Origin of the sequence: Mucilaginibacter robiniae, from assembly GCF_012849215.1 — a bacterium.
In the GTDB taxonomy this organism is placed as follows: Bacteria; Bacteroidota; Bacteroidia; order Sphingobacteriales; family Sphingobacteriaceae; genus Mucilaginibacter; species Mucilaginibacter robiniae.
The window spans coordinates 2,461,017-2,483,911 of the sequence record NZ_CP051682.1 but is presented as its reverse complement, the minus strand read 5'-3'; the positions used below and the strand labels follow the sequence as shown (position 1 = coordinate 2,483,911).

The following is a 22,895-nucleotide window of genomic DNA, read 5'->3' as shown; positions in this document are numbered from 1 at the left end:
AAAGCGCCTTTTCAGTTTTATATTTTTTATCAAAACTAGCTTAGCTGACGAACACCATCCGCAATAACTGATTGGTAAACCGACGGTTCATAACCAATGGCTTCGGTGTAGTAAGTGGTAATATCTTTACTGTACGATTCAAACACAGATCCTTTAACCAATGCAATAGCACAGCCACCAAAGCCTGCTCCCGTCATGCGGGCGCCAATTACGCCGGGGTAGCGCTGGCTATATTCGGCAATGGTATCCAGTTCTATGCCGCTTACTTCGTATAGTTCTTTAAGTGATTGGTGTGACTGCTGCATCAGCTCACCAAAGGATTGCAAATCGCCTTGTTCCAATACCTGGGCTGCCTTTTTCACACGATCATTTTCTTCGACCACGTGGCGGACACGCTTCCAGATGGTTTCATCGGTAATCAGGTGCTTATGCTGGTGTAAGGCATCTGCATCAATTTCACATAATTCTTTAATCGGTAATTCCTGCTGTAAGGCTTTCAGCGCTTCCTGACATTCAGCTACGCGTTCGTTATACTTGGATTCGGCCAAATTACGGGGCTTGTTGGTATTCACGATAGCCAGCACGTATTCGCCCAAAGGAACGTCAACAGCGGTATAATCGAGCGTTTCACAGTTCAGCATCAAAGCTTTGTTGTGCTCGCCAAAAGCTACAGCAAACTGGTCCATAATGCCGCTGTTTACCCCGATAAACTCATTTTCTACCCGTTTGGTAAGCTTTACCAAATCCAGCTTAGTGTAAGGAGATTGCAGTAGCTGATTAAAAGTAAACGCCGTAACCACCTCGATAGAAGCTGACGAAGACAAGCCCGATGATATAGGCATATTGCCATAATACAGCAAATCATATCCCTGCTGCAATGAATGACCAGCCTGAGCAAACAAATGAATTACGCCCAACGGATAGTTAAACCAGGCTTTACCTTGCTTTTCATAAGCACTTTGCACAGGTATATCCAACGTTTCAGGAAAGTTCATTCCGCGAAAACGAAGCAACCCTGACGAGTTAGGTGCTATCAGCAACCAGGTACCGAAAGTAACGGCGCAGGGCATAACCAAGCCGCCATTGTAATCAATATGTTCGCCAATCAGGTTAACCCGGCCTGGGCAGAAATATACCCCGGCAGCTGGCTGGCCAAATTGCTGCCGGAAAGATTCGTGCAAATGCTGATCGTTCATAAAAACAAAACTACACTTTGCCAGGCATATTTAGTTCAACAATAATTGTAAAAGCCACATTTACAACTTCCCGGTTCTGGAAGGTACCGTACTGGCTTCATAGTTGAAGGTTTGTGTCTGGTCGGCTATCTGAATTTTAAACTCGCCGGGTTCGGTTACCAATTGGCTTTGGTCGTTCACAAAGGCCAAATCTTTAGGGGTAATGGTAAAGCTTACGGTACGACTTTCACCTGGTTTTAAGTTGATTTTGCTGAAACCTCTTAAACGTTTGGTATCCGGTGTAATGCTGGCATACAAATCACTGATGTATAACAGTACGGATTCTTTACCTTCACGCTGACCGGTATTTTTTACATCTACACTGATGGTTAATTTTTGGCTAGCCGTTAAACTTGGCTGACTAACATGCAGGTTACTGTAGCTAAAGGTGGTATAGCTAAGTCCGTAGCCAAATTCATATAAAGGGTGATAGCCGTGCGCATCATCACTGTTACCATTCTCTAAATTTTTGCGGTAGTAGTTAACCAAAGCATTGTTATAGCGTGGGTAAGTATAAGGCAAGCGACCTGATGGGTTCACATCGCCAAATAAAATGTTAGCTAAGGCATTGCCACCTTCATTACCTGAATAATACGCCATCAGCGTAGCAGCCGATAGGTTTTCCGCTTCTGTTACCACTCGCGGACGGCCTTCTGTTAATACCAGAATAACCGGCTTACCTGTTTTAGCCAACTCATGAGCCAGCTCTATTTGTGCATTTGGCAAACTCAGTTCGTCAATATTACCTGGGTTTTCGGCGTAAGATAGTTCACCAAGACACAATACAATGGCATCAGCTTTACGTGCTGCTTTTACTGCATCATCCGTATTTTGTGCTGCATCAAACGTTGCGCCGGGTTCATACAATACATTGTCTTTACCTACCTTTTGCTGTATAGCTTCCAGAATAGTGTTCTTATCGGCAGCAAACTCATCGCTACGGTCGCCTTGCCAGGTATAGCTCCAGCCACCGTTTAAAGCACGCATGGTATTGGCGGTTGGGCCGGTTACCAGCACTTTCATATTCTTTTTAAGCGGCAGTATCTGGTTGTTGTTTTTCAATAAGGTAATGGATTCATTAGCGGCCTGCAAGCTAGCCTGCGTAAACTCAGCCGAACCAAACTTAGGGTAATCATTCGGGTTACCTATTGAACTTTCAAACAAGCCGGTTTCCAGCTTCACTTTCAATATCCGTTTTACCGCTTCATTAATACGGGCCATAGGCACTTTACCTTCATGTACCAGTTCAATCAGGTAATTATAAAAGGTATAATCATAAGGCACCATGCTCATATCAATACCGGCGTTCACCGCAATTTGCACGGCTTCTTTCTGCGTAGCAGCAATATGATGACGGTCATGCAAATATTTAATATCCTGCCAGTCAGTTACCGCAATACCGGTAAAGCCCAGTTCGCCTCTTAACACATCGGTTAACAAATACTTGCTGGCATGCACGGGTACCCCGTTAATTTCAGAAGAGTTCACCATTACGGTACGGGCACCGGCATCAACAGCAGCCTTAAATGAAGGCATAAAGTATTCGCGCAGATAACGGTCAGGTATCCAGGCAGGGGTACGGTCTTTACCATTTAATGGGAAACTGTAGCCCATATAATGTTTCATACAAGCGGCTACATTGTATTTGCCGTTCAGGTTACCTTGCAAACCTTTCACCATAGCCGCACCCATCGTTTTAGCAACATAGGGGTCTTCGCCAAAGGTTTCATAAATACGCGGCCATAGCGGGTTCTTACCCAAATCCAGTACCGGTGCAAAGTTCCAGGTAATATAGCTGGCCCGAACCTCGTAAGCGGTAATTTCAGCAGCTTTATAAGCTATATCGGGGTTAAAGGTAGCCGCCATACCAATTTCTTGCGGAAATAAGGTACTGCCTGTAGTATAGTTCATGCCATGCATCGCATCAATACCATACAGCACAGGTATTTTCAGGCGGTCTTTAGCAGCGGTTTTTTGTATTTGCGAAATTAAACCGTACCAGTGTTCCCGGGTTTCGGCAGCACCGCTTACGTTTAGTAATGAACCTACATGGTATTTTAGTAAAGCTTCATTCAGCTTCTGCTCATCCAGTGCATGAGGCATAACAGCATTTTTCTGAGCATCTGTTTTCAACACGGCATCTAAAGTAAGCTGCGTCATCTGGCCTACTTTTTCTTCCAACGTCATTTGAGATAAAAGCTGATTCACACGTTGATCAACTGATGAACCTGGCTGCGCGCGCTGGGCCATCACGCTAAATGAACAGCAAAAAGCCACAAGGGCAAGTCCGATATTCTTCATAAAAAAAGGTGGTCTGCTTATTAATTGGTTAATTAAACAGTTTTAAGCCAACGAAGATATAGGTTAATTAAACAACTTATCGGCAGTGGTAAAATAATGTCAATAAAAGCAATAAAAATACAATACGCCTAAAGCATATAAGTGTTATCATTAACGTTTCAAACAAACTGCCCCCAATTAAAGGGACAGATAGATAATTTGCGCTTACAGGTTTATGAAAAAATTATTCCTTTATGCTGCTTGTGCAGCTCTTGTTAATTGGCTATCAGCAACGCCCGCGCATGCACAAAATGCACCGGTAAAGCAGGTACAATTAACACGTTTTCAGTTACAATCCTCGGTATTGGTGAAAGCCGGTGGGCGGGAGCTATCTGATAAAAACTACCGCAACACGGCACCCTGGTATCCGGTTCAGGTGCCCTCAACAGTACTTTACGGCTTGGTAGCCAACCATGTGTACCCCGACCCCTACCAGGGCTGGAACAACATGCACATTCCCGATGCTTCAGATGCGTTTAACAAACAGTATAATCTGGATAAGTATAGCCATCTGCCGGGAAAAGTAAACCCCTGGAAAAAACCTTATTGGTATCGTACTACCTTTACGGTACCGGCTGCTGATAAAGGCAAAACCTTTCAGTTAATTTTTAAAGGTATTAATTACCGCGCTGAAGTTTGGCTGAACGGCCATCGTGTAGCCGACTCTACCCAAATGGCAGGCATGTTTGCTGAGCACAACCTGAATGTGAGCCGTTCCGTTTTGGCGGGTGGTTCAAATACTTTAGCTGTTAAGATATTCCCGCTGGATGAACCCGGCCTACCGGCTAAAGAGCAATTGGAAGCCTTAGGCCCTTTTTATGAAAATGGTGGACCAACAGGCGATATCGGTAAAAACGTAACGATGCTATGCTCCGTTGGGTGGGACTGGATGCCGCCCGTACGCGATCGTAATATGGGTATCTGGCAACCGGTTTACTTACGCACTACAGGTACGGTAACCATTGCCCGGCCCAAATTAACTACCGATTTACCTTCATTCCCTGATACCAGCACTGCTAAGCTTAGCTTAGGCTTAACTTTAACTAACTACAGTGCAGCAACAGCTAATGGTAAGTTAATGGTAAGCATTAAGCCTGAAAACTTTGCAGGCCCAGTCACGCAGTTTACCCAGCCGGTAGCCTTGCCAGGCGGCGTAACTAAAATTGTAAAGCTGGATGCAGATAAGGTCAATCAGCTGCTGATTAAAAACCCTAAACTTTGGTGGCCTAATGGTTACGGGCGGGCTAATTTGTACCGTATCAAGTTACAGTATGCCAATGGTGCCCATATTACCGATGATACCAGCTTTGTTTTCGGTATACGTACAGTAAGTACCCGTACCAGCGAAGTAAATGGCTTTACCCGTCGCGAGTTTTTTGTGAATGGCAAACGCGTACACCTAAACGGTGGTGCCTGGGTACCTGATTTAATGGTACACCGCGATTCGGCACGGTATGATTATGAAATGCACCTGTGCCGCAATGCCAACGTGAACCTGGTACGTATTTGGGGTGGCGGCGTTACCCCACCGGATGCTTTCTGGAATGCTGCCGACCGCTACGGTTTAATGGTATGGTCAGATTTCTGGATTACCGGCGATACCCAAGGCGAGTTTAAAGGTTCGCCTGACTGGCCGCTGGAAAATAATGTATTCACCAAAAACGTCATCAGCACTATTTACCGCATCCGCAATCACCCTAGTTTACTAGTATGGACAGGCGGTAATGAAGGTCATGCCCGCCGTGAGTTGTACGATGTAATGCGCAACAATATCATCAAACTGGATGGTACCCGGCCATTTATCCCTAGCTCATCGGGCTTTGCCAAACTTCCGGCTGGCTGGGAAGGCTCATGGCCTGATAATCAGCCTAGCGGCGTGTATAGTGGTGGCCCTTACGCCTGGAAAGATGCTAAAGAATACTACAAACTAGCCGATCAGGCTCATGATTGGGTATTTAAAGATGAAACCGGCTTACCATCGCAGCCACCTTACAATACATTGGCTAAAAATATACCGGACACTACCTGGGATAAAAATTTACCCTACCCATTAAACAACATGTGGGGCTACCATGATGCCGCTACAGGTGCGGGTAAGTACGATGAGTATTACAAGGATATGGTAAGCCGTTACGGCAAGCCTACCAGCCGTGAAGATTTTTCCGACAAAATGCAGTTGATGAATACCACTGGCTACCAGGGCATATTTGAAGCAGCAGGCCACAAATTAACGGAAACCGGCGGTGTTATGCTGTGGAAACTGAATGCAGCTTTCCCAAGTGTAATTTGGCAGATTTATGATTGGTACCTGGAGCCTAACGCTGGCTACTATGCGATGCAAAATGCCTGTGAGCCTATTCATATTCAGTTTAATCAGAGTGATTCTACTGTGGCGGTATTAAACCGCACACACCGATCTACCGGCACCTTGATGTTGCAGGCCGATGTTTATGACACGCATACCAAAAGCCTTTTCCACCAACTAGCTACTGCCAGTTTTGACGACGAAGGGGTAAAGGAAGTAATACCAATGGGCTACGTTTTAAAACAGGTTAAGGAGTTCTGTTTTGTAGTATTGAGCTTGAAAGATGCTAAAGGCAATGTGGTATCGCGCAACACTTACTGGATGGCGCCGGGTAATGATTACACTCCGCTTAATAAGTTAAACAATGCACAGGTACAAGCCAAATTACTGAAAACAGCTAAAGGTAAATCTGAAAACAGCTGGACTATACAGTTAACCAATAACAGCAACCAACTAGCATTTTATGTACGCCCGCAACTAATGGTGAACGGCCAGGAAGTAATGCCAGCCTACTGGACTGGCAGCTACGTTACTTTAGCGCCTCATGAAAGCACAACCTTATCGGTAAGTGCACCGGTAGCTAAGCTGGGCCAGCAAACACCTGTTATACAGGTTTCGGGCTGGAACGTAAAGCACCAAATAATTAGTACCAAATAATCATTTGTCAGAGGCACCTGTTGGTGCCTCTGACGTTTTATAGCATCTACCCTTATGGCTTACAGTAAAAACATTATTCGCTCCTTGCTTTGGTGCAGTATTACCTGTTTATTTTCGCTTTCTGCTTCTGCCCAGACAGGGCATTCATCAGCGCCGGATAGCATTCGCCTGAACCAGATAGGCTTTTATCCTGCAGCATCTAAAACGGCTATTGTACTTACGGGCAACGTACAGCCTTTTACCATTCAAACACCCGGTAAAAAAGTAGTTTTCTCCGGTAAGTTAAAACCATCGCCCCGTCCTGACTTATCCGGACGTACTATTTACGTTGCTGATTTTACCGCCTTGCAACAACCCGGTCAGTATAGGCTGGTTGTGCCTGGTGTTGGACAGTCATATCTGTTTCAAATCGGCAATCAGGTACATGCAGGGGTAGCAGCAGGGGCTATCAAAGCTTTTTATTACCAGAGGGTTTCTACTGCTTTGCCTGAAAAGTATGCCGGTAAGTGGGCCCGGGCAGCGGGGCATCCTGATACTGCTGTGCTTGTTCATCCATCGGCAGCTACAGCACAACGGCCCGCAGGCACGGTAATATCGGCTTCCAGAGGTTGGTACGATGCAGGCGATTACAATAAATATATAGTAAACAGCGGAATCAGCATGGGCACGTTGCTGTCTTTGTACGAGGACTTTCCAACATATGTAAAAACCGTAAAGCTCAATATCCCGGAAAGCAATAATCAGGTGCCCGACTTACTGGATGAAGCCTTATGGAATTTGCGTTGGATGCTCACCATGCAAGACCCTAATGATGGCGGTGTGTACCATAAACTTACCAATGCGGCTTTTGATGGTATGGTGATGCCCGACAAAGCCGTACAGCCTCGCTATGTAGTACAAAAAGGCACAGCCGCTACGCTTGATTTTGCCGCCGTAATGTCACAGGCCAGCCGCATTTATGAAAACTATAATCAACAACTGCCCGGTTTAGCAGATTCTTGCCTGAAAGCAGCCGAAAAAGCATGGCAGTGGGCACAAGCGCACCCGAATGCAGTGTATGATCAGGATGCGATGAACAGCCGTTTTGAGCCCAAAGTATCAACCGGTGCCTATGGCGATAATCACTTTGATGATGAGCGGACGTGGGCAGCAGCCGAACTTTATATTACCACAAAAAATGATACGTACCTGAAAGCTGTTCCATGGAGCAATACTATCCGGTTCACCATTCCATCATGGGCACAGGTGCAAACATTAGGTTATTATAGTTTGCTCCGCAACCGTAACCAGCTTACGGCAGCTGGTAAAAAAGCTGTTCCGCAGCTTAGCCATCAGCTATTAGCTTTGGCTGATAGCTTAGCTAACCCAGCTACGTTGCCGGCTTATCAAACCGTTATGGGCCGGTCGGCACATGATTTTGGATGGGGAAGCAATTCAGATGCCGCTAACCAAGGGATCACTTTAATACAAGCTTACCAACTTACCCGTCAAGCCAAATATCTAAATGCGGCGTTGAGTAATCTCGACTATATTTTAGGCCGCAATGGTACAGGTTATTGCATGGTAACCGGCTTTGGCAGCAAAAGCACCCGCCACCCGCACCATCGCCCTTCGGTAGCCGATGGCATTGCCGATCCGGTACCCGGACTAATGGCTGGCGGACCCAACCCTGGTATGCAGGATCATATCCAGGTACCTTCCACCATCCCGAATCAAGCTTATATTGATGATGACCGGGCTTATGCCGTCAATGAAATTGCTATCAACTGGAATGCACCTTTTGCCTATCTGGCTAATGCGATAGAAGCTTTGCAATACCAGGCAGGATATGTAAAAAAGTAAAATAATGTATGTAAAGGTTGTTTAGCGTCAGACAGCATTCCTGTTAAGACTATAAAGTACTGACAAAACAGTGCCACCACTGCCAATGGTTTGTCAGTGTTACAGGGTGTTACACACTGAAACATGTAACACCTGTAAGTATCTTAGGTATGTCATGCATTTAATAAGGTGTTCAAACCTTGTTAAATGCAAAAAAGCTGTTTGGGATATCCAAACAGCTTTTTTGCATTACATCTATATTCTTGAATCTTTATTCTTAATGCTATTACTACATCTGCATATCATCCATCTTCATGGCTTTTTTATGCTGCCCGCCCATACCCATCATTTTCATGATAGAAGGGCTAATGCGCAGGTACACTTCAAAACCTACCGGCGCAGTTCCATATAACGTTTTTAAGGCAGATGGTGAAGCATTAACTGTAGCCTGCACACCAGCACGCAAATCGGTATGTTTTACAGTGGCTAAAATCTGGTTAATGCCTAATGTAAATGCATTAATGTTAAAGTTGGGGTTGCTGGTGTATAGTTCATGCAAATCCAATTCGTCGGCATCCTTCTGCACATATTCGTACCGGCCGTAAATAGCAGTTTTGCGCAGTTGCAGGTTGCTTTCCAGCAATACCGATGGCAAGGTTTTATGGTTGTCTGAAAAATGGTTTTGGCCATATACTAGGGTAGTCGATATATAGTTGTCACCTTTCAGCAAATGCGTGTTCATAGCTGATGCCGTAAAACGATCTACATTCTGCTGCGGCTCCAAATCTTCCGGACTGTGTATCCAGCCGTTAGATACCTGCAAGGCCCACTCTCTGGATGGATTGTAAGACAGGCGTACAGAATAGGAATCAAACTTCGGACTATCAAAGCCATAACGCTCTTCGTTAGGTTCGCGACCTTTGAAGGTAGAGCCTTCTATTTTCACATCCTTGTACCGAAAGCCTAAGGTAGCTACACCAAAAGTAATGTGGGTAGCATCTGCATAATGGTGTGTTAACGGAGCATCCGGAATATTCATGGCCGAAAGCCGGTGCATAAACGTAGGCGGACCTAAAGCCGGTTCGCCAGGATAACCCACAGAAGCATATACATCGGTGTTTTTAGCTATGCGATGGGCATAAGCGATGCTCAGCTCCGAAAATAAATCGTGCGGGTGCTGGCGGTCGACCAGCTTTACACCTTTGTAGGATTCGCCGGTTTGATACAGCAGCGGATAACCGCCATTACCCACCAAAAACGGATCGAACGAGAACATAGCATTTACCGAGAACAAGCCGTTAGCGCCTATTTTACGCTGCGTCATGGCCATAAACCAGTTTGGGGCATCTACTTTATAAGCGCCACGACTGCCTTTGTTAAACAAATCCTGGTTGGTATAACGCGGCACAATGTTGCCATGCACCATGCTCATCCACTTTTTACCATGAATCATGTAGCCATACATAGGCGTAGCATCGGGTACCCATGATGAACCGGAACCATCACGGTTCATAGGCAAATCGCGCGAGTATTGGCTCGACATCATCATCATGTGGTTCATGGGGTGATGGGTAGTGTCATGCATCATCATGGTACTATCGTGATGCATGTGTTGTACCCGGTGGGTAGGCAAGTGTACGGTATGGTCGGTTTGCGCCTGAGCAGCGCTTATGCTGATAGCCAGCAAGGCTATCGAAAGTTTTATCAATTTCATAGTTTATCAAATACTTAATCGTGAATAAAAAACACAGGATAGCGAGCGCCACCCTGAACAGGAACGATCAAGCTTGATCAGATACGAAAATTGCAGTTCTTAAGAAATACGGGGACTAGGTTAACCGGCAAATCAGGCGGGCCTCTCAGCTGCTGCGCTATCAGTGTAACAGGTTGCGGAGCAGGAGCAAAGCTATTCAGAAAGGCTACGGGTAAGTGCAGAGCCAGTAGTTTAATCGACTCCAAAGCCGACACACTCTGGTGTGCATCTTTTACTTTAACATTAAGGTGCTGGTTTTTGCAGCACTTCATTTTCATGCCGCATTTGGCTTTAGCTATCGGTAATTTACCAGGAGCCTCAAAATGTACGGAGGCCATATAGCTGCCGCAGAAATGCAGGTCCATAGCAAAGCCCAATACCGTAACTAAGTACAGCAGTGCTAAAGCTATAATACCTGATTTTTTCAGCATAATACAAAGTTAAAGATTTTGATTGGTTATGCAGGTTTACAGGTATTCATTTTTTGGAATGTATGAACGTTCATGAACGCTGTAAATAGTATCCTCAAATTCAACCTAAAAAATGTTCAGCAAATCCTTCCGGCTTACTCCTTTTAAAGCTATGAAGTATAAGTAGTTTAAAAACCCCTTCTTGGTTGATGTGTTGCAACAGATATTAAAAAAACGAATTATGAGTAAACAACTTAATATAGAAGCTCAGCAAAAATTTGGAGAAGCGGTAAATACTGGCAACTTTGAATTGTTTAAAGAGGTAGTAGCACCTAATGCTCTAGATAACGATCCGGCACCTGGCCAACTATTAGGCCCGGAAGGTTACATGCATTTTTTCACCATGATGCGAACTGCCTTCCCGGATTTTAAAGTGGAAGTAGAACACTTGGTGGCCGATGAGAATAATGTAGCCTTTGCCTACACAGCAACCGGAACCCACCAAGGCAACTTCAACGGCATACCGGCTACCGGCAAGTCTATCAAGATCAGAGGTATGCAGATTAGCCGTTTTGAGAATGGCAAAATGGTAGAGCGCTGGGGCAGTTCAGACGAACTGGGTATATTAAAACAACTCGGCGTACAGGTAGGCTAAGTTTGACCTTCATGCTGGCACCTATCTTTTTTATACTTGTGCCAGCATGAAGGTCATAATCAATCCCCATGCTCTTCTTCAAAAATGTAACCCTCTACACTTTGGCTGATTATAAAATCATGATCGTCGGCCGAAATGGTATCGTAACCTTCTTCGCTTTCGTCAGGGTCTAAGGAGATATAGACCTTGTTACCAATGTGGTAAAACTTACAGGAGTCCACCTGATATAATTCATCAGCTGGGTTATTGTCAAAACCATTCTTCAGCACATCTTTAAACGTGAGCATTACATCAGCTTCGGTATAAGCCAGTTCAAAAATAATACTGATAGCCGGGCTCCCCTCTACCACGTGCTTTTTAAAGTTCTTGACCGTAGCGTTTAATAAGGTTAAATCATTAACCAGGTAATTAATGATGTCTGAGTTATAGCCAATGAATTTCATGTTTGCTTCTGATACTTTTTGTTAAACTCATGGCTCGGTCTTTAGTTCTTCGTGAGGATAGGTAAAGTGCTATAAAAACCCTCACAACACAAAGCACAATAAATATGCACGCAACTAAATTTCTATTTCTCCTTCAAACACCTGCACTGCCGGGCCTTCTAAAAATATGTTGCTAAACCTTGTACCATCATCTTCAAACCGGATGTTCAGGTTGCCGCCTAGTACCTTAATGGGTGTGTTGATGTTGCCGGTTTGCCCGTTATGACGGGCCATAGCTAAAGCCACTGCGGTTACCCCTGTACCGCAAGCGTAAGTTTCGTCTTCTACACCACGCTCAAAGGTGCGTACGAAATAACCATCCTCCAGTGGCTCTACAAAGTTTATGTTAATCCCTTCAGCCGCATACGTGGCATTATTGCGAATAGCATAGCCTTCAGTGTACACATCTTTGTTTTGCAAATTGGTGGTTAATTGTACGTAATGGGGCGAACCGGTATTCAGCACGTAAGCTTCGGCATCACGGCTCAGGGTATCTACATCAATCATCTGTAAACTTACCCAATTACCCGATTCAGCAATTTTGGCATGGTGTGGGCCATCAACTGCCAAAAAGTTAGTCTCGCTGTCAATTACCTTTAAAAATCTGGCAAAAGCTACAATGCAGCGGCCGCCGTTACCGCACATGCTGCTGGGCTGTCCATCAGCATTATAATAGATCATTTCAAAGTCATAACCTTCTTTATTTTGTAAGAGCATTAAGCCGTCTCCGCCAATACCAAAGCGCCTATCGCACAACTTACTGATAAACTGCGGGTTATGATGATCAATGTTAGCCGTGCGATTATCCAACATAATAAAATCGTTGCCGGCGCCCTGATATTTATAGAATTTCAACTTCATGACCTTTACATTTTAGCCCTGCCGAAGCAGGTACAACACCTCAAAAATACAATAATTTGGGCTTTAACATTTTTTAACAAAAAACAACATACCATATGGTTGCCTTCATCGTCTATATGGTATTAATTTTGAATAGTATTTAGCAACCATTTAAGTAAAAAAAGAAAGTAAAGTATATATGAGAAAAATTGGTTTAACCATGTTAACCGCCTTTTTGGGCGGCGCAATGGCGCTCGGTACTTATAAAGTATTTGAGAAAGATCCAAATGCAGGGATGACTTTCGAAGACCGCCAAAAAGTTTATTTCACCAGCAACCGTACGCCTGAGATCATGTCATCAGCCGGCGAGCTTGATTTTACCCAAGCTGCAGCAGCAGTAACACCGGCTGTAGTTTATATCCGTACTACCTATAACGCCAACCAAAGTGGCCGCAGTAGTGGCCAGGATCAGTTAGAGCAGATGTTTGGTGAAATGTTTGGTCAGCGTGCTCGTCCACAGCAACAAGCACCACAACGTGCATCAGGTTCAGGTGTAATCATTTCGCCTGATGGTTATATTGTAACCAACAACCACGTAGTGGCTAATGCCAGCAAAGTGCAGATTACCACCAACGACCACCGCGAGTTTGAAGCTAAAGTAATTGGTACCGACCCGAACACTGACTTGGCGCTGATTAAAATTAGTGCCACTAACCTGCCTATCGTAAAATTAGGTAACTCTGATGATGTACGTGTAGGCGAGTGGGTATTGGCTGTAGGTAACCCTTTCAACTTAACTTCAACCGTTACTGCAGGTATAGTAAGTGCGAAAGGCCGTAGCATAGGTATTATCGGCAGCGATAACGATGATGACGATCAAAACAGCAATCCGTTTGGCCGTAGCCGTTATCAGCAACAAGCACCTGCACCAAGAAAAGCTATCGAATCATTTATCCAAACTGATGCCGCTATTAATCCAGGTAACAGTGGTGGTGCCTTGGTAAACACCAAAGGCGAGCTGATTGGTATTAACTCAGCGATTGCTTCACACACTGGTTCATACGAAGGTTACGGTTTTGCCGTACCGGTTAACCTGGCTAAAAAAGTATTGAATGATTTAGAAAGATTTGGTTCTGTTAAACGTGGCTACATTGGTGTAAGCTTCCAGGAACTAAACCCTGATGTTGCACAACAGCTGAACATTAAAAACACTGTTGGCTTGTATGTAAACGATGTAGTTGCTGGTGGTGGTGCTGCACAAGCAGGCTTACAAAAAGCTGATATTATTACCAAAGTAGAAGGCAACACTATTTACGAGTCATCAGACTTGCAAGAACGTGTAGGCCGTCTGCAACCTGGCGATAAAGTAAACTTAACTGTACTGCGTAATGGTAGTGAACGTAACGTTTCTGTAACCTTAAAAGGCGATATGCCGGTTGCTAATCGTACAGCAGCAGTTTCTAAATCAGCCGAAGAGTTGTATAACAAACTGGGTGGTAGCTTCCAACCCTTGAGCCCTGCTCAAAAAGCTAAGTTCCATATTGCTTCAGGTGTGGTAGTTACCCAGGTTCGTGAAGGTGGCTTTTTTGAAAATGCTGATATTCCGGTAGGTTCAATTATTACCAACATGAACCATAGCCCAATCAATAGCACTAACGATATTGATAAAGCTATTACCAGCACCCGTAATGGTATGGTTAATATTTCAGGCTATTACCCTGACGGTTCTAAATTTACCGGCAGCTTCCAGGTAGAATAACCCAAATTGATTAAATAAACAAAGAGAGTCCGGTACTGATAAACAGGCCGGGCTTCTTTTTTATTACAATTACTGGAAGATACAGGGTTTTATTTTTACCACTTTTGTAACTATACAACATTATGAGTACATCAACCAACAACGATAAGTACGAAGCCTTGGTTAAGTTAAGCCAGGATGATTTTGAAGCTTTTTTGTACGATTGCGATGGTACCCTAGCCGATAACATGGGCGCCCATAAAGATACCTACATCCGGGTAGCGGCCGAGCAGGGTATAGCTATTGAGGGTTCAATCATAGATGAGTTTGCCGGTTTACCGGTAACCAAAGTAGTGGAGCAGATTAACCATCGTTATGAGTCAACTTTTGATCCGGAAGAGTTTAAAACAGCCAAGTATAAGTTGTTTATGGATCAGTATATTGAGCAAACTCAGCCTATCGATTATGTGGTAAATCATTTAAAATATCACTTCGGCCGGGTTAAAATAGCCGTAGTATCTGGCAGTAGCCGCGAAGCTGTAGAGAAAACCTTGAAAGTATTAGGTATTGATCATTTCATACAAATCGTAGTTTGCGCCGGCGAAACCCCTAACGGCAAACCTTACCCTGACCCCTTCCTGAAAGCGGCCGAACTGCTGGGCGTTGCACCTGAGAAGTGTCTGGTATTTGAAGATGGAGAGGCTGGTGTACAAGCCGCCAAGGCTGCTGGTATGCGCTGGGTTCGCATTGATAAACTATAAGCACAATAATTAGCACTTATACTAAAAAGGCCATTGCTGGCATCAGCAATGGCCTTTTTAGTAATGAATTTAATTTGAAAGCAAAGTTGCTTAAATACGAATAAACAGATCATCTTTAGGTTTGCGCACTTTGGCAAACTCACTGTATTTATCATCTTCTGCACGGAAACCGATACAGGCAATTACCGATGTAGTCAGGTTTTTATCTCTCAAGCCTAAAATCTCGTCGAATTTACCGGCGTTAAAGCCTTCCATTGGGCAAGCATCAATACCAGCTTCAGCAGCAGCAGTAAGCGCTACACCTAAAGCAATATAAGCTTGTTTGTGCGACCAGGCAATTTTCTGATCTTCAGCACGGCTATCAATAGTATCCATCAGGCTTTTTTCAAATGGAGCCAATTGGCTAGCATCCACCTGACGTACACGGGCTACTTCGTTAATGTATCTTTTTATGTAATTGGCATCCAGCACAGTTTCGGCAGCAAATACCAATATTTGTGAAGCATCGGTAAGTTGTGTTTGACCGTAAGCGGCTTCGCGCAGTTGTTGGCGTACAGCAGGGTCTTCAACCACCAAAATACGGTAATGTTGTAAGCCGTATGATGAAGGCGCTAGTTGTATAGCACTCAGTAAGTCTTCCAGTTGTTCGGCACTTAACTTTTTAGTAGCATCAAATTTTTTGGTGGCATAGCGCCACTGTAGCGGTTTTATTAATGACATGACTATGAGTTTCTTATTTCATCAAAAATACATGTTTAAACATATATCTGTGTAATGCTTGCGTAATTTTGCAAGTACTTATAAAAACTACATCAAGCCTCGTTCACGCATTAACTTCTTTCGCTCTTTTTCTAAGCGCTTTTCTTCTTTGCGTTGTGCCTTCTCGCGCTTACGGGCAGCATCAGCCGAATCGGCCTGTACTTCTTTACGATGGTCGCCGGTGGTATCGCGCTTACCAAATAGGCGCTGAAAAAAGCCGGGACGTTTTTCTTCTTCGGTAACTGCCGGTGGCATTACATCATCTTCACCCTCATTAGTATCAATCTTTTTCTGCAAACTATCAGCTAAGGCAGTATCTGCCGGTGCCATCTTCGGTCTTAATGATTCACGTAACCGAACAGAATAGAACCCGTAATTACTGCTGTCGCGCTGTGCCAATCCCCGGCTAGCCATCAGGTTACCTATCAACCTGAAGTAGCCATGCAGGCGGTAACGTAAGCTGCCATCAGGCTCAAAATCATATAAACCGGTTTTCGGGTGCGGTACAATACTGGCCAGATAAATACTTTCACCTATGGTTAGCTGTGATGGCGCTTTAGCAAAGTAATAACGGGAAGCCTCACCAATGCCGTAGATATTCCGGCCCCATTCAATAATATTAAAATAAACCTCCAACATACGGTCTTTGGTCATGATATGACCATTCTCGATGATCCATACAATCAAAATTTCCTCAATTTTGCGGGCCAGTGTTTTTTGCCGTACCAGAAAAGCGTTTTTAATTAACTGCATGGATATAGTACTACCGCCACGCTTAAACCGATGTTCTTTCACATCTTCAGCAATAGAACGGCGTATAGACTCGATCACAAAGCCATGGTTGGTATAAAACGATGGATCTTCTGCCGTTAAAACCGCGTTTCGTAAGTTGGGTGAAATATTTTGCAGCGACGTATAATTAGAGTTTGATGCACCGATAAATCTGGCTGGCATAGGCTTGCCTTTCTCGTAAGGGGTGTAAGTAAACTCCTGGTTCAGGCGGCTTAAATCAGTTTTACCATAGCCCAGCACCTGAAAACCCTGCTGTGCCATACCCGACTCAAACTGTACATCGTCAGGATTAGAACTATCCAGAAACAAGTGCATGTTGTAACGCAGCTTACCCGCTACCCGTATACCTTCCAGCTCATCAAACATACCTTGGGGCAACGAGTTCACCATATCCTGGGCTCCGGTCCAGTCGGTATGCATTTTTACCACGTATATTTTGGTAGGCTTTAACGTGTATTTGATATAAGGATGCGCTACAATCTTTTTTAAATAAACCACTGATGAGCTATCAAGCGATACGTATTTAGGCCCTACAAATAAATTGGCATCAATAGCACCCTGTGGCACCACAATATTGTTAGGCGATATAGCCGGATGGTTAATGAGCAGGTTGCGTATGGCACAATACGTATAAATCTGGGTTTCATCGCTGCCATGTTCTACCTTGTTCAGGCGGGTGGTTAGGGTATCAAAGTTCAGCTTTAAATGAAATTTCTTTTCCACCAGCGGAAACTCCACCTTACCGGCATCAGCATAAAACTTCACATCAATATGCTTATCAGATGGTTGCATAATCCCCGACAGGTGCCAAACCGCTTCGTTGTTGTTCACCACGATGGTGGAAGTCAGGTCGCCATCTTTAATTAACGCTGTGCGCGTAAGCAATTTTACCTGGTTGCTGTCATCAGCAAAAGATACCAGGAAGTTTTTCATATCTAAATTATCCGGTATCTTATACAAAACTTGGTTAATGAGGTTATCAGCCAAATCATTCAGCCCTTTTTTCGATTTGGTTGCGGTAGAATCTCTTTTCTTTTTAAACAGAAAATCAAAATTGCGTACACCGTTTTTGCTGGTTAAATTCAGTAAGCCGTTTTGTAGCTTTACATCGGCCAGCTTTACATGGCCTACCAGCAGGGGCAGCATCTTTACGCTTACCTCAAAATGCTCAATGCTCAGCAAGCTATCGCGCTGTTCGGGTACTACGGTAATGTTGGAGAAGGATACCGTATTGGCGCCAATAAAGTGTGCGTCGCCTATTTTTACATCTAAATTATACTCACGTTTGGCTTTTGCTTTAGCTTTGCTGATAGCATTTTCCAGTATAGCCTGGCGTTTGGAATAAGCTATATAACCGCCAATTAACACAAAAATTAATATTATACCAACAATTAATCCGGCAATGCGGATGTATTTAGATTTAAGGCGATGCATCTGTAAATTTTCGTCAAAACTAAGCTAATTCAGTATAAAACGATTTTGCCTAGTTATTATTTCTCTAACAAAAGCAGCAAGGCCCGGTTTTAGTAATTTTGCTTATCAAAAAAATGCAGTTGAATAAAGAACAAGTTTTACAAGCCCTGAGTAACGTTGAAGAGCCCGATTTGAAAAAAGATCTGGTAACGCTGAACATGATTCAGGATATTCATATTGAAGGCAATCGCTTGAGCTTTTCAGTAATCCTAACCACGCCGGCCTGCCCGCTTAAAGGATTAATTGAAAATGCCTGCCGCAATGCTATCAGTCATTTTATTAGCCCGGCAGTGGAAGTAAGCATTAATATGACTTCGCGGGTTACTACGCAAAAGAATACCGGTGTACCGGGTGTTAAAAATATTATTGCAGTAGCTTCAGGCAAAGGTGGCGTAGGCAAATCAACTGTGGCAGCTAATTTGGCTTTGGGCCTGGCAGCTACCGGCGCTAAGGTAGGTTTGATTGATGCTGATATTTACGGGCCATCAGTTCCTATTATGTTCGGATTGGAAGGCGCTAAACCGCAGGCCAGCCAGGTGAATGGTAAAACCCGCATTGAGCCCATTGAAAAATACGGTATCAAGCTGTTATCTATCGGCTTTTTTACCGACCCGAACCAGCCTGTGCCATGGCGTGGCCCGATGGTATCCAGCGCGGTAAAACAATTGTTTAATGATGCCGATTGGGGCGAACTGGATTACCTGGTAGTGGATTTGCCACCCGGTACCGGAGATATTCATATCACCGTTACTCAAAGCTTCCCAATTACGGGTGCCGTTATTGTCACTACCCCGCAAAATGTAGCTTTGGCAGATGCTAAAAAGGGTATAGGCATGCTGATGATGGATGCCATTAATGTACCTATATTGGGTATTATCGAAAACATGTCGTACTTCACACCTGCCGAACTGCCTGAAAACAAGTACTACATTTTTGGCGAAGGCGGCGGTGTAAAGCTGGCTAACATGATTAATGCACCATTTTTGGGCGAAATACCGATGGTAAAAAGCATTAGCGAATCGGGTGATGCAGGCAAGCCGGTAGTGCTTACCGAAGATGGCATTTTGAGTAAGGCTTTCTTGCACTTAGCCGAGCGTGTAGCCCAACAGATATCTGTTTATAACGCCAAGGCAACAGACTTGCAGGATGTTATAAATCGTTAAAATTTCGTATCTTTACATATAATATAATTGAAACCAATTATGAGTTTATTTGAGCAGGTTGAATCAGCTTTAGATACCATCAGGCCATATCTGGAGACTGACGGGGGGAACGTTTCAATAGAAGAAATTACACCTGAAAAAGTAGTGAAGCTGAAACTGCTGGGCTCATGCGGTTCATGCCCGATGAGCATCATGACGCTAAAAGCTGGTATTGAGCAAGCCATTATTAAAGCTGTACCTGAAATTACCGGTGTTGAGGCCGTTAACCTAACCGACATGGATGACCCTAATGCCGTATTGCCGGCCAACATGCGTTAGTGTTAAGGAGTGTTAAAAGCAATATTTTGTTTAATTAAGCGTATATCTTTGCACAGGTAAAAACCATTTAAGGGCTAACCGGATAAATATTTGATGATGCCAGCTGGGGTAATAAAACGTTTTATTGTTATTGTAATAAGCCTTTTTGCCGTATCGGCAGCTTTTGCACAAAAGCAGGAGCGCCCATTAGTGCAGTTTACCGGTATTACTTCAAATGCGGATAGCATTAAAGCTGTTGTACCTTATGTAAGCATTACCGATATGGCTACCCACAAAGCCGTTAATATTTCCAACTATAAAGGCTATTTTTCTTTCGTTGTGCATGAACAGGATACGCTAAGCTTTACCGCAGTAGGCTTTGCACCGCAAGAAATTGTTATACCAACCGGTGTAAGCAGTAAAAGCTACATTGCACAAGTTAAAATGAAGCCGCAGGTTATTAATCTTCCGGCTTTTCGTGTTTTCCCGTGGGCTACTACAGATGAGTTCAGGAAAGATTTCCTGACCATGAAAATTGCTGATGATGATTTGGAGAATGCGCGTAAAAATTTAAACCGCAGTTCATTGGCGGCTGCCAACAGCAGCTTGCCACGTGATGCTAATGAAATACAATCATCATTGGCGCGCGATATGCACACCAACATCCTAAATTCGCACTCGTTGATTCCGAACCCATTGCTGAACCCTATTGCCTGGGGTTCATTAATTAAGCAAATTGCCGATGGGGATAAAAGCCGCACCGGCAGTAATTAACTACTAACGGCCTTTTTTAGCTGCCGGGAATTTCATTTTATAGTCTACTTTCACTACCCCGCGCGATATATCGCTCAGGCGTTTTTCAATAAGGCGTTTGCGTAAAGGGCTTAACTTATCTGTAAACAGTTTGCCTTCAATATGGTCATATTCATGCTGAATAATACGGGCCACCAAGCCTTTAAATACTTCTTCATGGTGTTCCATGTTTTCGTCATAGTATGACAGACGCACGTGCGATTTACGGTACACATCTTCCCGAACATCGGGTATGCTCAAACAACCTTCATTAAATGGCCATTCTTCGCCGGTTTCTTCCAGTACCTGGGCGTTAATAAAAGCCTTCTTGAAGTCTTTTAATTCTGGTTCATCATCGTCAAAAGGTGTAGCATCTACCACAAACAAACGGAGTGATAAACCTACCTGCGGAGCAGCCAGCCCTACACCACGAGCGGCATACATGGTTTCAAACATATCTGTTACCAACTGTTTCAGATCCGGCTCTTCTTCGGGTATAATATCAATTGCTTTTCTGCGTAAAACCGGATCTCCGTAGGCTACAATAGGTAATTTCATGGTGCAAAATTACGGATTTTGGCGCAGGTTAAAAAACCGGCGGCCTTACCAGAGTATAAAGTTATTGTCATTTCGGACCGCAACCCCAGCCTTATTTTAGGTATGAGCTGCATACCTGGCACTATGCAGTTTAGCCATGATGCACAATACGACCATCACTCAAATCAATGGTGCGATCGCTGTTTTTGGCAAAGTCTTCATCGTGGGTTACCGCAATAATGGTTTGACCACGCTCATGAGCCAGTTCCCTGAAAATATCAAATACCACCTGCGTATTTTTAGAATCGAGATTACCGGTAGGCTCATCACCCATAATAACAGACGGGTCGTTAATCAGCGCACGGGCTATGGCTACCCGTTGCTGTTGTCCGCCAGATAATTTACTCGCCATTTTAAATGCCTGATCTTCCAAGCCCAGTAGTTTCAAGTTCTCGTAAGCTTTGTGTTCAATTTCGGCTTTGGTTTTCCGGTTAAGCTTCAGGGCTGGCAGCATCACATTATCCAACACGGAAAATTCAGGCAGCAAGTAATGAAATTGAAATACAAAGCCAATATGCTCATTCCGATAAGCCGCCAGCTGGTTCTGCGTACGACCTGTTAACGTTTCCCCATTGATAATGAGCTGACCTTCGTAGTCGGTATCCATAGTAGATAGCACATACAGCAACGTTGATTTACCGGAACCCGATTTGCCAGTAAGCGATAAAAACTCACCTTTTTTAACATCAAAGCTTACATTTTTCAATACCTGAAATTTTTCAGGCTCATAAAAATATTTGATAATATGATCAGCCTGCAAGGCTAGTGTGCTTTCCATAGGGGTTATCCTCTAATAATTTCAACCGGATCAATTTTGGAGGCTTTGCGGGCAGGTAGGTAACCGGCCACCAGCGTAGTAATCAGCCCAAAAGTAAAGGCCATTAGGTAGTCTTTTACGTTATAAGCCATAGGCAGATGATCTAAACCGCCTAGCTTAAACGGAATATGGTTCACAATATCGGCAATGGCAAACCCCAGCATCATGCCTGCCAAACCGCCAATCACACCAATTACAACAGCCTGAATTAAAAATATCTGCGTTACATCATGTCCTGAAAAGCCCATAGCTTTCAGAATGGCAATCTCCCTGATTTTTTCATTGATCGTCATGTTCATGATGTTGTAAATACCGAAACCAGCTACCATCAAAATAGTGAGCGATACCGCCTGTGCAATGATATTACGCAGCTTTGAACCTGCTTCCAGCTGTTGGTTGGATGTTTGCCAGCTTTCTACCTTGTAAGGTACAACCGGGGCTATACGTTGTACAATCGGAGCTGTGTTCTCAAAATTCTGTACGTTTACCTGCAAATCGGTTACATATTCCTGATTTTTGTTCAGCAACTGGCGGGCCGCAGTAATGTTGATGTAGGCTTTAGCTTTATCTACACTTTTCACATTGGTTCGAAAAATGCCGATCAGCTTATAATTACGGCTTACACCATCCGAGGTCAGGATGTTTACATTGTCATCAATATTCAAGCTTAGGTCATGCGCCAAGTCGGCACCTACAATAATACCATCCGGGCGGTATAGCAGGCTATTCCAGCTACCGGCCGTCATGTAGGTAGAAATGTTAAATACTTTATTTTCATTCTCTACATCAACGCCCGATAGGGTACCATTTAGCTTGTTGCCGCCATTACGGAAGAAAACATTAATATTTACCTGCGGGGCAATAGCAGCTACCTCGGGCTGGTTGCGTACCAGTTCGAGTATAGCCGCAGTATTTTTAATACCCTCGGTATATTGTATTACTTTAGCATTGCGGATGTTGATAGCGGTACTAGCCGGGTAAACCTGTTTAACTAAATTGGTATTATCAGCCGGTCCATCATTATAAATGCGAATGTGAGCCAGTGAGGTAAAAGCCAGCACCGTTTGTATATCGTTTACGCCCGATATAAAGCTGTTCATGAACACATACATGGATATACCAAATACTACACCCAGCACGGCCACAATAGTTTGCTTAAGCCTGGAGGTTAAATGTACCTTGGCTATTTTAAAGTTGGTTGTTGCCAT

General features: G+C 44.0%; 19 protein-coding genes. 8 read left to right on the top strand and 11 right to left on the bottom strand.

Annotation, left to right across the window (positions count from 1 at the left end; genetic code table 11):
- Window positions 1–35: 35 nt before the first annotated feature.
- Both HH214_RS11120 and HH214_RS11115 read right to left on the bottom strand, forming a co-directional pair.
- Entirely contained in the window at window positions 36–1,196 is a 1,161-nt protein-coding gene (locus tag HH214_RS11120; RefSeq protein WP_169607665.1) for a galactokinase, read from the bottom strand.
- 60 nt (window positions 1,197–1,256) lie between these two features.
- Complete coding sequence (locus HH214_RS11115) at window positions 1,257–3,536, bottom strand: glycoside hydrolase family 3 N-terminal domain-containing protein (RefSeq protein ID WP_169607664.1); 2,280 nt, start codon at window positions 3,534–3,536, stop codon at window positions 1,257–1,259.
- Window positions 3,537–3,750: 214 nt separating this feature from the next.
- Here HH214_RS11115 and HH214_RS11110 point away from each other — a divergent pair, with 214 nt between their 5' ends.
- Window positions 3,751–6,537 (top strand): glycoside hydrolase family 2 protein, encoded by a 2,787-nt coding sequence (locus HH214_RS11110; RefSeq protein WP_169607662.1) that lies wholly within the window; start codon window positions 3,751–3,753, stop codon window positions 6,535–6,537.
- Between the two features lie 54 nt (window positions 6,538–6,591).
- The gene (locus HH214_RS11105; protein ID WP_169607661.1) at window positions 6,592–8,379 is read left to right on the top strand and encodes a glycoside hydrolase family 9 protein; all 1,788 of its coding nucleotides are present in this window, start codon (window positions 6,592–6,594) and stop codon (window positions 8,377–8,379) included.
- A 268-nt stretch (window positions 8,380–8,647) separates the two neighbouring features.
- On the opposite strand, the gene HH214_RS11100 is transcribed toward HH214_RS11105, so the two are convergent.
- Window positions 8,648–10,072 (bottom strand): hypothetical protein, encoded by a 1,425-nt coding sequence (locus tag HH214_RS11100; RefSeq protein ID WP_169607659.1) that lies wholly within the window; start codon window positions 10,070–10,072, stop codon window positions 8,648–8,650.
- A gap of 77 nt (window positions 10,073–10,149) precedes the next feature.
- Window positions 10,150–10,542 (bottom strand): HYC_CC_PP family protein, encoded by a 393-nt coding sequence (locus tag HH214_RS11095; RefSeq protein ID WP_169607658.1) that lies wholly within the window; start codon window positions 10,540–10,542, stop codon window positions 10,150–10,152.
- A gap of 220 nt (window positions 10,543–10,762) precedes the next feature.
- Between HH214_RS11095 and HH214_RS11090 the strand changes: the two genes are divergently transcribed.
- Entirely contained in the window at window positions 10,763–11,176 is a 414-nt protein-coding gene (locus HH214_RS11090) for an ester cyclase (protein ID WP_169607656.1), read from the top strand.
- A gap of 59 nt (window positions 11,177–11,235) precedes the next feature.
- Here HH214_RS11090 and HH214_RS11085 read toward each other — a convergent pair whose 3' ends face one another.
- Together HH214_RS11085 and dapF are read right to left on the bottom strand one after the other, a co-directional pair.
- Window positions 11,236–11,619: a hypothetical protein gene (locus HH214_RS11085; protein ID WP_169607655.1), complete on the bottom strand. Its 384-nt coding sequence runs from the start codon at window positions 11,617–11,619 to the stop codon at window positions 11,236–11,238.
- A 114-nt stretch (window positions 11,620–11,733) separates the two neighbouring features.
- Window positions 11,734–12,519, bottom strand: coding sequence for a diaminopimelate epimerase (gene dapF / locus HH214_RS11080; protein ID WP_169607653.1), 786 nt, complete (start codon window positions 12,517–12,519; stop codon window positions 11,734–11,736).
- Between the two features lie 178 nt (window positions 12,520–12,697).
- Here dapF and HH214_RS11075 point away from each other — a divergent pair, with 178 nt between their 5' ends.
- Both HH214_RS11075 and HH214_RS11070 read left to right on the top strand, forming a co-directional pair.
- Window positions 12,698–14,257 carry a trypsin-like peptidase domain-containing protein gene (locus HH214_RS11075; protein WP_169607652.1) on the top strand — a complete coding sequence of 520 codons (1,560 nt, stop codon included), beginning with the start codon at window positions 12,698–12,700 and terminating at the stop codon, window positions 14,255–14,257.
- Window positions 14,258–14,379: 122 nt separating this feature from the next.
- Window positions 14,380–14,997 (top strand): HAD family hydrolase, encoded by a 618-nt coding sequence (locus HH214_RS11070; RefSeq protein ID WP_169607650.1) that lies wholly within the window; start codon window positions 14,380–14,382, stop codon window positions 14,995–14,997.
- A 90-nt stretch (window positions 14,998–15,087) separates the two neighbouring features.
- Here HH214_RS11070 and HH214_RS11065 read toward each other — a convergent pair whose 3' ends face one another.
- Window positions 15,088–15,717 (bottom strand): NAD(P)H-dependent oxidoreductase, encoded by a 630-nt coding sequence (locus tag HH214_RS11065; protein ID WP_169607649.1) that lies wholly within the window; start codon window positions 15,715–15,717, stop codon window positions 15,088–15,090.
- A gap of 87 nt (window positions 15,718–15,804) precedes the next feature.
- Window positions 15,805–17,982, bottom strand: a complete 2,178-nt coding sequence (locus tag HH214_RS11060; protein WP_169607647.1) for a transglycosylase domain-containing protein — start codon at window positions 17,980–17,982, stop codon at window positions 15,805–15,807.
- Between the two features lie 113 nt (window positions 17,983–18,095).
- Between HH214_RS11060 and HH214_RS11055 the strand changes: the two genes are divergently transcribed.
- The 3 genes from HH214_RS11055 (at window position 18,096) to HH214_RS11045 (ending at window position 20,255) form a co-directional block, all read left to right on the top strand.
- On the top strand, window positions 18,096–19,184 hold the full coding sequence (locus HH214_RS11055) for an Mrp/NBP35 family ATP-binding protein (protein WP_169607645.1): 1,089 nt from the start codon (window positions 18,096–18,098) through the stop codon (window positions 19,182–19,184).
- A gap of 39 nt (window positions 19,185–19,223) precedes the next feature.
- Window positions 19,224–19,502 carry a NifU family protein gene (locus HH214_RS11050; protein WP_169607644.1) on the top strand — a complete coding sequence of 93 codons (279 nt, stop codon included), beginning with the start codon at window positions 19,224–19,226 and terminating at the stop codon, window positions 19,500–19,502.
- A 93-nt stretch (window positions 19,503–19,595) separates the two neighbouring features.
- Window positions 19,596–20,255, top strand: a complete 660-nt coding sequence (locus HH214_RS11045) for a hypothetical protein (RefSeq protein ID WP_248282077.1) — start codon at window positions 19,596–19,598, stop codon at window positions 20,253–20,255.
- Window positions 20,256–20,258: 3 nt separating this feature from the next.
- On the opposite strand, the gene def is transcribed toward HH214_RS11045, so the two are convergent.
- The 3 genes from def to HH214_RS11030 all read right to left on the bottom strand — a co-directional run bounded on the left by def (window position 20,259) and on the right by HH214_RS11030 (window position 22,895).
- On the bottom strand, window positions 20,259–20,831 hold the full coding sequence (gene def / locus HH214_RS11040) for a peptide deformylase (protein WP_169607642.1): 573 nt from the start codon (window positions 20,829–20,831) through the stop codon (window positions 20,259–20,261).
- Between the two features lie 130 nt (window positions 20,832–20,961).
- Window positions 20,962–21,648 (bottom strand): ABC transporter ATP-binding protein, encoded by a 687-nt coding sequence (locus HH214_RS11035; protein WP_169607641.1) that lies wholly within the window; start codon window positions 21,646–21,648, stop codon window positions 20,962–20,964.
- A gap of 5 nt (window positions 21,649–21,653) precedes the next feature.
- On the bottom strand, window positions 21,654–22,895 hold the full coding sequence (locus HH214_RS11030) for an ABC transporter permease (protein ID WP_169607639.1): 1,242 nt from the start codon (window positions 22,893–22,895) through the stop codon (window positions 21,654–21,656).

Excerpts from the sequence above, each read along its gene's own strand:
- HH214_RS11120 (WP_169607665.1), bottom strand. The coding sequence starts at position 1,196 with ATGAACGATCAGCATTTGCACGAATCTTTCCGGCAGCAATTTGGCCAG.
- HH214_RS11115 (WP_169607664.1), bottom strand. The coding sequence starts at position 3,536 with ATGAAGAATATCGGACTTGCCCTTGTGGCTTTTTGCTGTTCATTTAGC.
- HH214_RS11110 (WP_169607662.1), top strand. The coding sequence starts at position 3,751 with ATGAAAAAATTATTCCTTTATGCTGCTTGTGCAGCTCTTGTTAATTGG.
- HH214_RS11105 (WP_169607661.1), top strand. The coding sequence starts at position 6,592 with ATGGCTTACAGTAAAAACATTATTCGCTCCTTGCTTTGGTGCAGTATT.
- HH214_RS11100 (WP_169607659.1), bottom strand. The coding sequence starts at position 10,072 with ATGAAATTGATAAAACTTTCGATAGCCTTGCTGGCTATCAGCATAAGC.
- HH214_RS11095 (WP_169607658.1), bottom strand. The coding sequence starts at position 10,542 with ATGCTGAAAAAATCAGGTATTATAGCTTTAGCACTGCTGTACTTAGTT.
- HH214_RS11090 (WP_169607656.1), top strand. The coding sequence starts at position 10,763 with ATGAGTAAACAACTTAATATAGAAGCTCAGCAAAAATTTGGAGAAGCG.
- HH214_RS11085 (WP_169607655.1), bottom strand. The coding sequence starts at position 11,619 with ATGAAATTCATTGGCTATAACTCAGACATCATTAATTACCTGGTTAAT.
- dapF (WP_169607653.1), bottom strand. The coding sequence starts at position 12,519 with ATGAAGTTGAAATTCTATAAATATCAGGGCGCCGGCAACGATTTTATT.
- HH214_RS11075 (WP_169607652.1), top strand. The coding sequence starts at position 12,698 with ATGAGAAAAATTGGTTTAACCATGTTAACCGCCTTTTTGGGCGGCGCA.
- HH214_RS11070 (WP_169607650.1), top strand. The coding sequence starts at position 14,380 with ATGAGTACATCAACCAACAACGATAAGTACGAAGCCTTGGTTAAGTTA.
- HH214_RS11065 (WP_169607649.1), bottom strand. The coding sequence starts at position 15,717 with ATGTCATTAATAAAACCGCTACAGTGGCGCTATGCCACCAAAAAATTT.
- HH214_RS11060 (WP_169607647.1), bottom strand. The coding sequence starts at position 17,982 with ATGCATCGCCTTAAATCTAAATACATCCGCATTGCCGGATTAATTGTT.
- HH214_RS11055 (WP_169607645.1), top strand. The coding sequence starts at position 18,096 with ATGCAGTTGAATAAAGAACAAGTTTTACAAGCCCTGAGTAACGTTGAA.
- HH214_RS11050 (WP_169607644.1), top strand. The coding sequence starts at position 19,224 with ATGAGTTTATTTGAGCAGGTTGAATCAGCTTTAGATACCATCAGGCCA.
- HH214_RS11045 (WP_248282077.1), top strand. The coding sequence starts at position 19,596 with ATGATGCCAGCTGGGGTAATAAAACGTTTTATTGTTATTGTAATAAGC.
- def (WP_169607642.1), bottom strand. The coding sequence starts at position 20,831 with ATGAAATTACCTATTGTAGCCTACGGAGATCCGGTTTTACGCAGAAAA.
- HH214_RS11035 (WP_169607641.1), bottom strand. The coding sequence starts at position 21,648 with ATGGAAAGCACACTAGCCTTGCAGGCTGATCATATTATCAAATATTTT.
- HH214_RS11030 (WP_169607639.1), bottom strand. The coding sequence starts at position 22,895 with ATGGCAACAACCAACTTTAAAATAGCCAAGGTACATTTAACCTCCAGG.